Annotated in this window: 11 protein-coding genes; 7 read left to right on the top strand and 4 right to left on the bottom strand. The window is 56.5% G+C overall.

Annotated features, from left to right (window positions below; genetic code table 11):
* Positions 1-778 (bottom strand): GDP-L-fucose synthase family protein (locus ACIQ3A_RS11215; RefSeq protein ID WP_396431824.1); only part of this gene is annotated, 778 nt, incomplete at its 3' end.
* Complete coding sequence (locus tag ACIQ3A_RS11210) at positions 775-2,193, bottom strand: mannose-1-phosphate guanylyltransferase/mannose-6-phosphate isomerase (protein ID WP_396431823.1); 1,419 nt, start codon at positions 2,191-2,193, stop codon at positions 775-777. The genes ACIQ3A_RS11210 and ACIQ3A_RS11215, both read right to left, overlap by 4 nt.
* Before the next feature lie 106 nt (positions 2,194-2,299).
* Between ACIQ3A_RS11210 and ACIQ3A_RS11205 the strand changes: the two genes are divergently transcribed.
* Together ACIQ3A_RS11205 and mazF are read left to right on the top strand one after the other, a co-directional pair.
* Positions 2,300-4,249, top strand: coding sequence for a hypothetical protein (locus ACIQ3A_RS11205; protein ID WP_396431822.1), 1,950 nt, complete (start codon positions 2,300-2,302; stop codon positions 4,247-4,249).
* Positions 4,249-4,593, top strand: coding sequence for an endoribonuclease MazF (gene mazF / locus ACIQ3A_RS11200; RefSeq protein ID WP_396431821.1), 345 nt, complete (start codon positions 4,249-4,251; stop codon positions 4,591-4,593). Before ACIQ3A_RS11205 ends, mazF begins: the two co-directional genes overlap by 1 nt.
* Positions 4,594-4,612: 19 nt before the next feature.
* Here mazF and ACIQ3A_RS11195 read toward each other — a convergent pair whose 3' ends face one another.
* The gene (locus ACIQ3A_RS11195) at positions 4,613-5,749 is read right to left on the bottom strand and encodes a hypothetical protein (RefSeq protein ID WP_396431820.1); all 1,137 of its coding nucleotides are present in this window, start codon (positions 5,747-5,749) and stop codon (positions 4,613-4,615) included.
* Between the two features lie 225 nt (positions 5,750-5,974).
* Here ACIQ3A_RS11195 and ACIQ3A_RS11190 point away from each other — a divergent pair, with 225 nt between their 5' ends.
* A complete protein-coding gene (locus ACIQ3A_RS11190) occupies positions 5,975-6,691 on the top strand; it encodes a glycosyltransferase (RefSeq protein ID WP_396431819.1) in 717 nt (238 codons plus the stop codon).
* 17 nt (positions 6,692-6,708) lie between these two features.
* Here ACIQ3A_RS11190 and ACIQ3A_RS11185 read toward each other — a convergent pair whose 3' ends face one another.
* Positions 6,709-7,431, bottom strand: coding sequence for a hypothetical protein (locus ACIQ3A_RS11185; protein WP_396431826.1), 723 nt, complete (start codon positions 7,429-7,431; stop codon positions 6,709-6,711).
* Here ACIQ3A_RS11185 and ACIQ3A_RS11180 point away from each other — a divergent pair.
* The 4 genes from ACIQ3A_RS11180 to ACIQ3A_RS11165 all read left to right on the top strand — a co-directional run.
* On the top strand, positions 7,385-9,043 hold the full coding sequence (locus ACIQ3A_RS11180; protein ID WP_396431825.1) for a type I secretion system permease/ATPase: 1,659 nt from the start codon (positions 7,385-7,387) through the stop codon (positions 9,041-9,043). The two genes, ACIQ3A_RS11185 and ACIQ3A_RS11180, sit on opposite strands and share 47 nt — an antisense overlap.
* Positions 9,040-10,797 (top strand): type I secretion system permease/ATPase, encoded by a 1,758-nt coding sequence (locus ACIQ3A_RS11175; protein WP_396431818.1) that lies wholly within the window; start codon positions 9,040-9,042, stop codon positions 10,795-10,797. Before ACIQ3A_RS11180 ends, ACIQ3A_RS11175 begins: the two co-directional genes overlap by 4 nt.
* A 24-nt stretch (positions 10,798-10,821) precedes the next feature.
* Positions 10,822-12,171 (top strand): HlyD family type I secretion periplasmic adaptor subunit, encoded by a 1,350-nt coding sequence (locus ACIQ3A_RS11170; protein WP_396431817.1) that lies wholly within the window; start codon positions 10,822-10,824, stop codon positions 12,169-12,171.
* 23 nt (positions 12,172-12,194) lie between these two features.
* A partial coding sequence (locus ACIQ3A_RS11165) for a TolC family protein (protein WP_396431816.1) occupies positions 12,195-12,626 on the top strand: 432 nt, incomplete at its 3' end.

Below are 12,626 nucleotides of genomic sequence, written 5' to 3'. Positions count from 1 at the left end.
CTGCGATGGACACTTCCTGACCGCTGCCTACATTGATGTGGCTCATCATGGCTTGGGTGTGCTGCGCATAGGCAGCTGTAGGCAAGTTCATCACATGCACAGAGGCTGCAGCCATGTCATCCACGTACAAAAATTCGCGCAGTGGTGAGCCTGTTCCCCAGACCGTGACAGATGGGGCATTGTTCGATTTGGCTTCATGCAGTCTGCGTATCAGGCCCGGCACCACGTGGCTGTTATCTGGGTGGTAGTTGTCGCCCGGGCCATATAGGTTGGTGGGCATCACACTGCGGTAGTCAATGCCATGGCTGGCACCGTATTGACGGTTGTAGCTCTCGCACAGCTTGATGCCAGCAATCTTGGCAATCGCATAAGGTTCGTTGGTGGGTTCAAGTGGGCCTGTCAGTAGCGCGTTTTCGAGGATAGGCTGCGGCGCCAATTGGGGATAGATGCAGCTGGACCCCAAAAAGAGCAGCTTTTTGACGCCACAGCGAAAGGCCGCATCCACCAGGTTGGCCTCCATCATGAGGTTGTCGTAAATGAATTCGGCGGGGTAGGTGTTGTTGGCGTGTATGCCACCCACTTTGGCGGCAGCCAGATAAATTTGATCTGGTTTTTCTGCAGCCATGAACTCACGTACAGCCTGCTGGTTGCACAGATCCAGCTCGTTGTGAGTGCGCAAAACCAGGCGCTCTGCTGGATGACCCGATTGCAACAGGGTTCTGACAATGGCCGAGCCGACCATACCGCGGTGTCCCGCAACGTAAATCTTTGGGCTCATGCGCACTGACCTTGCGTGCGACCATATTGGTCTTCCAGCCTGACGATGTCGTCCTCTCCCAGGTAACTGCCGGACTGAATTTCAATGATCTCGAGCTCCACCTTGCCCGGGTTGTGCAAACGGTGCACGCTGCCCAGTGGGATATAGGTGGACTGGTTTTCTTGTAACAACATGACCTCTTCGTCGCGGGTGACTTCTGCAGTGCCCTTGACCACCACCCAGTGCTCTGCGCGGTGGTGGTGTTTTTGCAGGCTCAGGGATGCGCCCGGGTTCACGCCGATGCGCTTGACCTGAAAGCGCTCGCCTTGGTCCAGGCTGTCGTACCAGCCCCAGGGGCGGGCCACCCGCCGGTGCGTAAGTGCTTGCTGAATCTGGCGTTGTTCAAGCAAAGACACCAGTTGTTTCACGTCTTCGGCCATGTCGGCGTGGGCCACCAGGACCGCATCAGGGGTGTCCACCACCAGCAGGTCATGTGTGCCCAGCGTCACCACAGGTCTGTGCGGCGCGTGAATGTAGGTGCGTTCGCTATCTATCGCCAGTCCTTGGCCCACGGTTCGGTTGCCAGACTCATCGGGTGGCGTGAGTTGGGCGACCGCATTCCAGCTGCCGACATCGCTCCATTGCCCTGCAAAGGGCACCACGCACACGTGTTGGTGTTGTTCCATCACCGCGTAGTCAATGCTTTGTGAGCGGCAGGGCAGAAAGGCCTTGGCATTTGGTCGTGTGAAGCCATGCTCTGGCTCTTGCGTGGCCTGAGCCATAGATTCCCGACAAGCTTGAAGGATGTCCGGAGCGTGTTGTTCCAGTGCAGCAATCAGGGCATCGGCGCGGCTTAAGAAAATGCCTGCGTTCCAGAGCATCTGGCCACCCAGCAAGAGCTGCTGCGCTTTGGCAACATCAGGTTTTTCTATGAATCGCAACACTTCAGCGCTGCCGTCTGCGCGGCCTTGGCCACGCTCAATGTAACCATAGGCCGTGCTGGGAGATGTTGGCATGACGCCATAGGTGACCAAATGGCCTTGCAGTGCAGCGGCCGCGCCCGCTTCGATGGTTTTTTGAAACAGAGGGGTGTCGGGGATGAAGTGGTCTGCCGGACAAAAGAGCAGCAAATCCTCAGGCTTGGGTGCCGCAATGGCTGCCAGGGCCATGGCAGCGGCGGTGTTGCGGCCTTCGGGTTCCAGTACGATGCGGCCCTGCAGGTTCAGTTTGAGCAGGGAGTCAAGCACCATGAATCGGTGCTCTTCAGATGCGACCAGCGTGATGGTGCTGTTCCAGGCAGCCACACGGCCCAGGGTTAGCTCCAAAAGGCTTTGCCCGTCAATCAACGGGACAAATTGCTTCGGGAAACTTTTACGGCTTAAGGGCCACAGCCGGGTCCCAGAGCCTCCGCAAAGTATGACTGGGTGAATTTTCATCCTAATTATTTTAATCACTGAACTCGATAAATTCATAAATTTGAATGAAATGAAATTTCAAACGCCAGTGTTGTCAGTTCGCTTCGCGTTGAGCTGTTCATCGGTTGTGCAGAACACACATCTTTCAGATTGGCTCATTGAGGTGTTTGGCGCTTCGCAAGATGAGCTGCCAGATGAAGTCGGTTCTGGGCCGTATCGCTTGGCTGTTGGCTGCCTGTTGGTGGTTCGGTATCTGCAACAAGCCATCCGCTTGCCCATATTTGATGCAGGCCAAGTGCTGGATGTGTCACTTGTTGACACGGATGACCTAAGCACAGGCCAGTACATCGTCCATGCCGAACTCCCGCTTTTGGACAACACCCACCCCGATGTTTACCGCCTGGCCGTCAGTTGCGCCGCCACTTGGCTTGCGCAGTTGGCTCAGCAGCCGGTATCCAAAAGTGCTGTGGCCCAGCTCTATGCCGCCATCGAGCGAGATTTCATCGCGCCCTTAATGTCCAAGGTGGCGGGTGGCAAATCGAGTTTTGAGGTCATGCGCGTGGCGCACCAGATGCAGATCCCTTTCATGCATCTGGGCGGTGGTGTTTACCAGTTGGGTTGGGGCAAGCATTTGCAGTTGGTCGATCGCAGCGCTACGGTGGCCGATTCCGCCATAGGAGCGAGGGTGGCGCAAGACAAGGCGGTGTCGGCGCTGTTATTGCGGCGTGCGGGTTTGCCTGCTGGCGTCCACCAATTGGTGAGAACCCAGGGCGATGCCCTGGCTGCAGCCGAGCGTTTGGGCTGGCCCGTGGTGGTCAAGCCTGCGGATCGTGAAAGGGGCGAGGGCGTCAGCGTGCAGGTGCGCGATGCGGCTGCGTTGCACAAGGCTTTTGCTTTGGCGCAGCAGTGCAGCAAATCGGGCCGGATCTTGGTGGAGAAACAAGTCGAGGGCGTTTGTCACCGGCTGTTGATCGCCCATGGCAAATTGCTCTACGCGGTCAAGCGCTGGCCGCGCTCGGTGTTCGGCGATGGGGTGCACACGGTGGTGGCCCTGGTTGACCAAGCGCAAGCCATCGAAAACGAACGCGCCCCTTGGCTGCGCGAGCCGCCTTACCCGCGGGATGACTTGACATTGCATGCCCTGCAGCAGCAGGGGCTGGGTTGGGCGTTGGTGCCCACAACTGGGCAGCGCATTCATTTGCGAGACATCGAGTCCACCCAGTGGGGCGGTTGGGACGAAGAGGTGACCCATCAGTTGCATCCGGACAATCTGGCCATCGCATTGCAGGCGGTGCAGTTGTTGGGTTTGAGTGTGGCGGGGGTGGATGTGATTTCAAGCGACATCACCCAGCCCTGGCATCAGAACGGGGCGATCATCAACGAAGTGAACCACGCGCCTTTGCTGGGTGGGGGCGAGATTTCCAGAAAATACACCCCTGAGTTTTTGCGTGGTTTGGTGCACGGCGATGGCCGCATTCCGGTGGAAGTCTTTGTGGGCGGGGCATCGGCTTGGCAAGAGGCTTTGGGCCGCATGGCTGATTTGGCTTCAACGCAGCAAGGCATCTATTTGACAAGCGATGAAGGCACTTGCTGCGTGCACGGTGTGGGTCAAGCGCCTGTGCCTGTGCACTTGACCTGTCAGGGGCTTCCGGCCCGGGTCAAGGCCCTGTTGATGAACCGCAGGGTTGCTGTGTTGTTGGTGGTGGCGCCTACACAAGATGCATTGCAGATAGACCCCGGGTCTTCGCCCGGGGTGACATTAAGGCAAGGCGCCCATGCGTTGACGCGCGGCAAGAGCGTGTCTACAATGTATAAACATTTAAAGGACGTCATCATGGAAGCGGTCATTCGAAAATGGGGCAACAGCCCGGCCCTGAGGTTGCCTGCGTTGGCGCTGAAGGATGCAGCCTTGAGCCTGGAGCAGAAGGTGACGATCACCGTCAGTCGTGGACGTATCGTGATTGAGCCATCTGAGCATGTGGAATACAACTTGGATGATTTGCTCGCTGGAATCACCCCGAAAAATGGCCATGCGGAGGTCAGCTTCGGCAAGCCGTTGGGCAAAGAGGCGCTTTGATGGCATCGCCTCGCTATGTGCCTGATGCCGGAGATGTTGTTTGGCTGGCGTTCGATCCCCAGGCCGGACATGAGCAAGCTGGCCACCGCCCTGCGTTGGTCGTCAGTCCGGCAAGCTACAACGGTAAAACAGGCCTGATGGTGTGCTGCCCCATGAGCACCAAAGTCAAGGGACATCCGTTTGAGGTGGTGCTTGAGATTGATGGGGTTCCCGGTGCAGTTTTGTCTGATCAAGTGAAATCGCTCGATTGGAAGATTCGAAAGGCGAAGAAAAAGGCGGCCGCCTCCGCCTCAGTGATGGCCCATGTCAGGGCAAAAATCAAAGCCTTGCTGGTTATCGCGTGAGCATGTGTTAGTACGCGCGTCAAATTGGCCGACTGTGACATTGTCTAAGGTGCCACGCCACGGCCAAGGCATTGACCACGGCATACAAGGCATAGGTGCCCATGTGGGCTACTCCCGTGTAAATGAGGCTTTGGGCTGCGCCCATGACCAGCAGCAGGGCCAGCAGGGGCTGGCTGAGCCACTCACCCCAAGCAATGGTTTTGCTGGCGTGCAGCGCAAACAGGGCATACAGAAAGACAGCCGCCACAATGCGCAAAAGGTCTCCGCCCCACATGGCGGCAGTCACCGCAGGGCTGGCTTGTAGCCGTTCGTCGTACAGCAAGGGCAACACCGATGTCTGCAACAACCACAGCACCAGCAGCAAGGCGCCACAGGGCAGCACCATGCGGCGCATGACTTGGGGCAGTTGTTGGCGCAGTTGCCCGGCCTGCGCCCACTGGCTGAGTTTGGGCAGGTAGTGGTAGTAAAGGAATGCGCTGGCGCTGCTCAAGATCCAGTCCGAAGCGCGCCACAGTGCGGTGGCGGTGCCTGCGGCTTGCCAGTCGATTTGGTGTGCCAGGCTGCTGCGGATGGCCATGGCAGACAGGGGTGTGAGCAGGCCTATGGACAAGCCCGCGGGCACGTAGATGGCCACGCGGCGCATCGATTGTTTCAGTTGATCCAGTGCGCTGGTGGTGCGGCGAAGCCATAGGGTAAAGGCTGCAAGCAAGGCGGTCATGGCCAGGGCGTTGACCACAACCATCACTTGTAAAACATCGAGCAGAGCCTGCTGCGCGCTTGCGCCCTGGGCCTCCAGCGCATTCAGAATCAGGGCGCACAAAGAGGGCAGACCACTGATCACGGCCAAAGCCAGCACCAGTCGCAGGCGGTGCTGACCCAGGCAGTAAGCACTGAGAAGCCCAAAGACCAGACCGCTCCAACCCGATATGGCGGCCCAGGCCAGAGCCGGTCGTGTCGCGTGATCTAGTTGCAGCCAGGTCGAAAGAAGATCAGGCCAACACAGAGCAGAGATGAGCAGTGGCGCTGTGAAAGCGGTGCCCAACAAACAGGCGCTGATCAGCAAAGGGGTGTGCTCTTCGCGGGGTCTTTGCGCAGTGAGCACCGTCAGCCCCATGCCTACTCCGGCAAAGGCAGGGGCTGAGACAAGTTCAGACACGCTTTGCAGTTGGGCCCATTGCCCAACCAGTGGCAGACCGCCAAGGACCATCCATCCTTTGTCTACGAGCGCTCGGTAAAAAGGGCCCCAAACTACCAAAAGTGCCACCCAAAGTAAATGCTGTCTGTTGTCGATAGATGACGTTGAATTCATTGAATAATTCGCAAAATTATCAAAAACGCGTTATGTGTTAAAGTTTTAAGAAGTTTAATGGATGCTTTGGCTTTGAAATCTTCACAGTCCCTGATATTTGTGTGTGCCACCCGTGCCGATGTGACGGAGTTTGCTGTCACCCCCACAGGGCAATCTGTATCGCGTGTGCGTTTTGGGGCGCAAGTGCGTCTGGCATTGGCGCCCAACAACAAGGTGGGTTTGCCCACCATCTACAACCGAGTCATTACGCCGTCATTTCGGGACGCGGTGCTGGTCTTTATGCACGATGATATTTGGATCGATGACATTTACTTTGTTCAGCATTTGCTGGATGGATTGAGTCAATTCGATGTGGTGGGCTTGGCAGGAAATCGACGCTGTCTGCCCGAAGCCCCTTCGTGGGCCTTTAAAAATGATCAGATGGCCTGGGACAGCGGTCACCTTTCCGGTGTGGTGTGTCATGGCCCCCGGGCTTTTGGGACGCCTTCACTTTACGGCCCGGCACCCGCGCAGGTGGCCCTGCTGGATGGGGTTTTGCTGGCGGCGCGGTGCAGTACTTTGCTGGACGCTGGGGTGCGCTTTGATGAGCGCTTTGATTTTCATTTTTACGATCTTGACTTTTGCCGCAGTGCGGGTGCCGCAGGCCTTCGTTTGGGCACCATCACCAGCGGTGTCACGCATGTAAGTGGCGGGAGTTTTGGCTCGCCGTCGTGGCGACAGGGTCTGCAGCGTTACCGTCAAAAATGGCCCGTGACTGCTATGGCCGAGCCCCTCTCTCAGGCAGCTTGAGGTGGGTTTTGCTGGTCTCATACCTCGGTGTTGATCCAGGGGTAGGCTATCTGGATGTCCCATTTTTGCTGTGACTGCAGGCGCACCAGCAACTGGAGCAGCTGGTGCATTTCGATGCGGGTGAGTTGCATCGGGTAGGCCGGTCCCAGGGCGGCTTTCCAGCCCAAACGCCACTTGAAATCGCCTGTTTTTGCCAAATCAATGGTGGTGCAGAGCCCATCGTCCCGGGGTTCTTGGCTCTCATTGGCAGAGTTGGCGGGTTGCGAAGGTGTTTGGGCCTTGATTTCGTTGGCTTCTTGCTGCTCGAACTGCAAACCCAGAGTCTTGTCAATTTTTTGCTCGGAACCTGCCAAAGGGACTTCCTGGTAGCTTTTGTCGAGCAAGTTTCCCACCGCGTCGATCAGTGAACGTGTCAGTTGACGTGTCAACCAAAGTTTTCGATTGGAGCCGTCTTGCAGGCTCACCACGACCGTTAGACGGTCTTCAACAGACCAATATCGCAAAGCGATAGATTTGACATTTAGTGATTCTGAGGCCATGTTAGTATTGAATGTGGTACTTTTGGTGATTAGAAATTCTACCCATTTGCTGGGTACAGCTTGAATGAAAAAACTCAGCGCTCCGACCGCTTCGTCGGCCTCAGAAAATGAATTGAAGCAGGCGTTGGTTGAACAATACCCATTGTTCAAGAAAGTGCTACTTTTTACGTTATTGACGACTTTGCTTTCATTGGTGCCCACGGGCTACATGATGGAAGTGTACGACCGAGTCCTCAACAGTCGGAACGAGCGCACTTTGTTGATGCTCACTGTGCTGGCTTTGGCGATGTACATGCTGTTGGAAATCATTGAGCATGTGCGCTTGGAGTTGCTGGTGGCGGCTGCCACTCGGATTGAGGAGCGATTGCGTTTGAGGTTGTTGGCGCTGGGCATGCGTGCCCAGCTGCTGAGGATGCCTTTTCACCCCAGCCAGTTGTTGGCCGATTTGCGCACTTTGCGAGAGAGTTTGGGGTCTTCAGCAGCGACTGCGTTTTTTGATGCGCCGATGTCCATCATCTTTTTGATCCTGGTCTACCTGATCCACCCCCTGTTGGGTCACTTTGCCTTGATCGGTGCGTTGATTCAGTTTGCCATCAGCTACATGAGTGAGCGGCGTATCCAAAAGCCTTTTGAGCAGGCGGGTGAGGAAGCGCAAAGGAGCACGGCTTTTGCTGGGGGTGCTTTTCGTGGGGCACAAATTGTGCATGCACTGGGCATGGAAAAAACCATGCATGACCAGTGGCTGCAAAAGCAGGACCGTTTCTTGGTGATGCAGGCAGAAGCCTCGGAGCATGCTGGCTTTAACAGTGCTGTGTCCAAGTTCATCCAGAACATGCAGGCATCGCTGATTTTGGGGCTCAGCTGTTGGCTGACGCTTCAGGGGCTGTTTTCCGGTGGCGGTGCGATGATGATCGTGGCCTCCATTTTGGGGGGGCGCATTTTGCAACCACTGGTGATGATCACCAGCCAGTGGCGCATGCTGGCGGGTTTTTTGGAGGCGTATAAGCGCCTGAACTTGGCGCTGGCTGCTTTGCCGCCCGAGCCTCAGACGATGCCGTTGCCTGCTCCTAAGGGGGTGTTGAGTGTCGAGGGTCTGAGTCTCGTGCCCCAGGGTAGCCGCCAGATGGTGTTGCGTGGCGTTCAGTTTGCGTTGCAGCCCGGGCAGGCCCTGATGGTGCTGGGGCCGTCTGCGGCAGGCAAGTCCAGTTTGTGCAAGGCTCTTGTGGGGGTTTGGGCGCCGGCAGCGGGTTCTGTGCGTTTGGACGGTGCCAATGTGTTTGCTTGGAATAAAGACGAGCTGGGGCCTTATGTGGGTTATGTACCGCAGGAGGTTGAGTTGCTGGAGGGCACTATCGCTGAGAACATTTGCCGATTTGCCGATCCTGATCGCGAAAAGCTTGATGAGGTCATTGAGCTGATGGGGCTTGGGCAGTGGTTGGCATCGATCGAGGGGGGCGAAAACTTCGAGATTACCGAGCAAAACCCGCGTCTTTCTGGCGGGGAGCGCCAGCGTTTGGCGATTGCGCGTGCGCTTTATGGGCAGCCGCGACTGGTGGTGATGGATGAGCCCAACGCCAGTCTGGATGAGGTGGGTGAGGTGCAGCTGGCACAGGTCATCACGCGTCTGCGGGAGCGCGGGGTGACTGTGGTGGTCGTGTCGCACAAGACCCGGTTGTTGTCGGTGGTCGATCATGTGCTGATCCTCAAGGACGGTGCTCAACAGGCTTTCGGCCCACGCGACCAGGTGCTGCAAGCACTTCGTCAAAGTCAGCAGCAGGCTGCACAGCAGGCCAGCAAGGCGGTGAGCACATGAATACGGACACCAAAGCCAGTTTGTTGACGGCGCTGGCCTGGGGCGATCGTCCAATTGGTCGAATTCTGCGAACTTTCAAGCGTGAGTTTGCTTGGGTGGGTTTTTTCAGCGCAGTCAGCAATATCCTCATGCTGCTGCCGACCCTGTACATGCTGCAGGTCTATGACCGGGTGATGATCAGCCAGAATGAGTTCACGCTGATCGCTGTGACCAGCATTGCGGTGCTGCTTTATGTGTTTTTGTCCTTGGCCGAGTGGTTGCGTTCTAAGCTTTTGGTGAGGCTGAGTCTGCAGCTGGATGATCGGCTTAGTACACGTGTTTTTCGCTCCGGATTTTTGGCGCACTTGCGTTCGCGCACGCTCAATCCGAGCGAGTGCATCAACGATTTGGTGGTGATCCGCCAGTTCCTGACCGGTAATGGTGCGATCGCGTTTTTTGACCTGCCTTGGGTACCTGTGTATTTGGTGGTCAGCTTTATGCTGCATGTCCAACTTGGCTTGGCAGCGTTGGCCTTTGCGTTGCTACAGGTGTTGTTGACTGTGTGGGTTCACCGAGCCAGCACGGGCAGGATGCAAGAAGTGAGCGCTGCCAATATGGTGTCGAGTCGATTTCTGCTGGCCAAACTCCGTTCGGCAGAATTGATTGAGGCGTTGGGCATGAGGTCCACGCTCACCAAGCGCTGGCTTGAGCGTTACACGGCTTACCTGGATTTGCATCTCAGCTCGCAAACCAGCACGCAGCGCCAGATGTTGGTGATCAAATTTTCTCAGTTCTCGCAGCAGTCACTGATTTTGGGGCTGGGGGCTTTGCTGGTGATTGAGGGTGAGATTACGCCCGGTGCGATGGTGGCGGCCAATCTGTTGCTGGGCAAGACGCTGCAGCCTTTGCAGTTGCTGGTGTCTTCTTGGCGCGGTTTTGTTCAGTTTCGCGAGAGCCATGAGCGGCTTAATACTCTTTTTGAGACTTATGGGCAGCAGGACTTTGAGGGGCAGCGTATGCCTGAGCAAGGTGGCTTGACCTTGCGTGGCGTTTCGCTGGAGGTGCCTGGTCGCGCTCAGCCTTTGGTCCATCCCTTGGACCTGAACCTGGCTGCAGGTGAGGTGGTGGCGCTGGTTGGGCATTCGGGCGCTGGCAAGTCTTCGCTGGCGAGGATCATCATGGGTGTGAGTCCACCACACGAGGGACAGGTGCTTTTGGGTGATGTGCCTATTGACCAGTGTGACCGCAGTGTGATCGGCTATCTGCCCCAGGATATTGAGTTGTTGGAGGGCACGATTGCAGAAAACATCTCACGTTACGACAGCCAGTCAGCCGAAAAAATTGTCGCAGCAGCGCAATTGGTGCAACTGCACAACATGATCTTGATGTTGCCCAAAGGGTACGACACACCCGTCGGCGAAGCGGGGCAGTTGCTCTCGGGGGGGCAGCGCCAACGACTCGCTTTGGCCCGTGCTTTTTATGACGACCCTTTGCTGGTTGTACTTGACGAGCCCAATGCGCACCTTGACGATGCCGGCGAGAAGGCGCTGCTCAAGTCGATTGAGGGAATACGCCAAAAACGCAACTGTACGGTTCTTGTTATCAGTCATCGGCCTTCCATGCTGCAGGCCTGTGATCGGGTTCTGGTCATGGAGCATGGTCGTTTGGTGCGTGATATGCCAGCGCAAGTGTTGCTGGAGAGCCTGCGTCAGCGTGCCGCTGCCGATGCCTCGGCTGCTCCCAAGTCCACGCCACCTGCTGCTGCAAATCCTTAAACGACCAGAATAGAGAATCAATTCATGAATCACTTTGATGAGCCAGCCCAAGAAGCTGATGATGTGACCGATAAAAAGCGCAAATACCGAGATTCTGGTGGGACGATACGTCTGGGCGTGTGGTCGCTTTTGCTTGGCTTAGGCGGTTTTGTGCTTTGGGCCATGGTGGCTCCGTTGGACGAGGGTGTGCCCTCGAGTGCCACTGTGGCCATTGAGACCAAGCGCAAGGCTGTGCAGCATCCCAGTGGGGGCGTTCTTAAAGAGGTTTTTGTCAAAGAGGGGCAGTTGGTCAAAGAAGGTGAACTGCTCATGCGTATCAGCGACAGCAATGCGGTGGCCATGTACGAGTCATCGCGGCATCAGTACCTCTCTATGCGATCGGTTCAAGCCCGCTTGCTCGCTGAAAAAACGGGGCAAAAAACGCTGCAATTTCACCCCGACTTGCTGGCGGCCGATTCGGATCCGCTGGTGGCCAACCATATGCGCAACCAGTTGGATTTGTTTGCATCTCGGCAGTCAGCTTTGAGCGCCGAGATGCAGGCTTTTGAGCAATCGGTGCAAGGCCTTAAGGCTCAGCGCAAGGGGGCTACTGAGCTTTGGACTCAGCGCGGTGTGCAGCTTCAATTGATTGGGGATGAGCTCAATCGTTCGCGCGAATTGATTGAGCAGGGTTACCTGACGCGTCAGCGTGGATGGGACCTGGAGCGGCAGATTGCAGACTTGACCGGGTCGCGTTCGGATGCTGCAGCCAATATTGAACGACTGGGGAGCGCAATTGCAGAGATTCAGCAGCGCATGAAGCAACGCCAACAGGAGTTCGCCAAAGAGGTTGAAACTCAGCTCACTGAGGTCATGCGTTCGGTCGATGCAGAGCAAAAGCGTTTGACAGCCGTTCGGTTGGATTTGATGCGCACTGAAATTCGTTCTCCCAATGAGGGCCAGGTGGTGGGCTTGATGACTCAGTCTGTGGGGAGTGTGATTCTGGCAGGGCAAAAGATCATGGATATCGTGCCTCAGGATGAAAGGTTGATCCTCGAAGCGAAAATCCAGCCGCATTTGATCGACAAGGTGAGAGCCGAAGAGGCTGTGGATATTCGTTTTTCGTCATTTTCACACTCGCCTCAGTTGGTGATTGGTGGCCGTGTCGAGTCAATTTCAAATGACCTGTTGACGGATCAGCCTCCCTCTCTAACGCCTACGTATTACCTGGCCCGGGTGGAGGTCACGCCCGAGGGGATGCGTCAGCTGGGCAATCGGCAGATGCAGGCTGGAATGCCAGCAGAGGTGATCATTCGAACGGGTGAGCGCAGCCTGATGAAGTACCTGCTGCACCCGTTGATCAAACGCATGGCCGCGTCCATGAAAGAGGAGTGACAGTGACACGTTGGAGCCCTTTTGTGCGAATCGGTGTGCGCACCGGAGTGGGCCTGTTGTGGTTGGCTGGTCATAGCTGGTGTGCGGCTCAAGCTCTGAGCTTTGCACAGGCTGCTGAACTGGCCAGGCAAAATGATCCGCGCTTGCAGATGGCTCGCCAAGACTTGGCGGTCAGACGCGCCCAGATGGAGCAGGCTTACGGGCAGCTTTTGCCTAACGCTTCTTTGTCCTATAGCCGCTTTGATGGCAACCGTAAGACCAGTGGTGCCACGTCATTTCCTCCCACCAATTTTGTCAGTGAGAATACGACGCTGTCGGTACGCCAGCCCCTCTACCGAAAGGCCTTGGGTGCTGGTTATCAAAAATCCAAGGCGTTGCTTCAGTCCAGTGAACAGGAGTTGAACAAAGAGGAAATGGAGTTGTCCCTGCGCACTTTGCAGGCCTATTTGGAAGTG

Origin of the sequence: Limnohabitans sp., from assembly GCF_044361985.1 — a bacterium.
Lineage (GTDB): Bacteria > Pseudomonadota > Gammaproteobacteria > Burkholderiales > Burkholderiaceae_C > Limnohabitans_A.
The sequence above is the reverse complement of the archived record's forward strand: the minus strand, read 5'-3'. Positions and strand labels throughout refer to the sequence as shown.

Coding starts and splice junctions, on each gene's coding strand:
- ACIQ3A_RS11210 (WP_396431823.1), bottom strand. CDS start 2,193: ATGAAAATTCACCCAGTCATACTTTGCGGAGGCTCTGGGACCCGGCTG.
- mazF (WP_396431821.1), top strand. CDS start 4,249: ATGGCATCGCCTCGCTATGTGCCTGATGCCGGAGATGTTGTTTGGCTG.
- ACIQ3A_RS11175 (WP_396431818.1), top strand. CDS start 9,040: ATGAATACGGACACCAAAGCCAGTTTGTTGACGGCGCTGGCCTGGGGC.
- ACIQ3A_RS11170 (WP_396431817.1), top strand. CDS start 10,822: ATGAATCACTTTGATGAGCCAGCCCAAGAAGCTGATGATGTGACCGAT.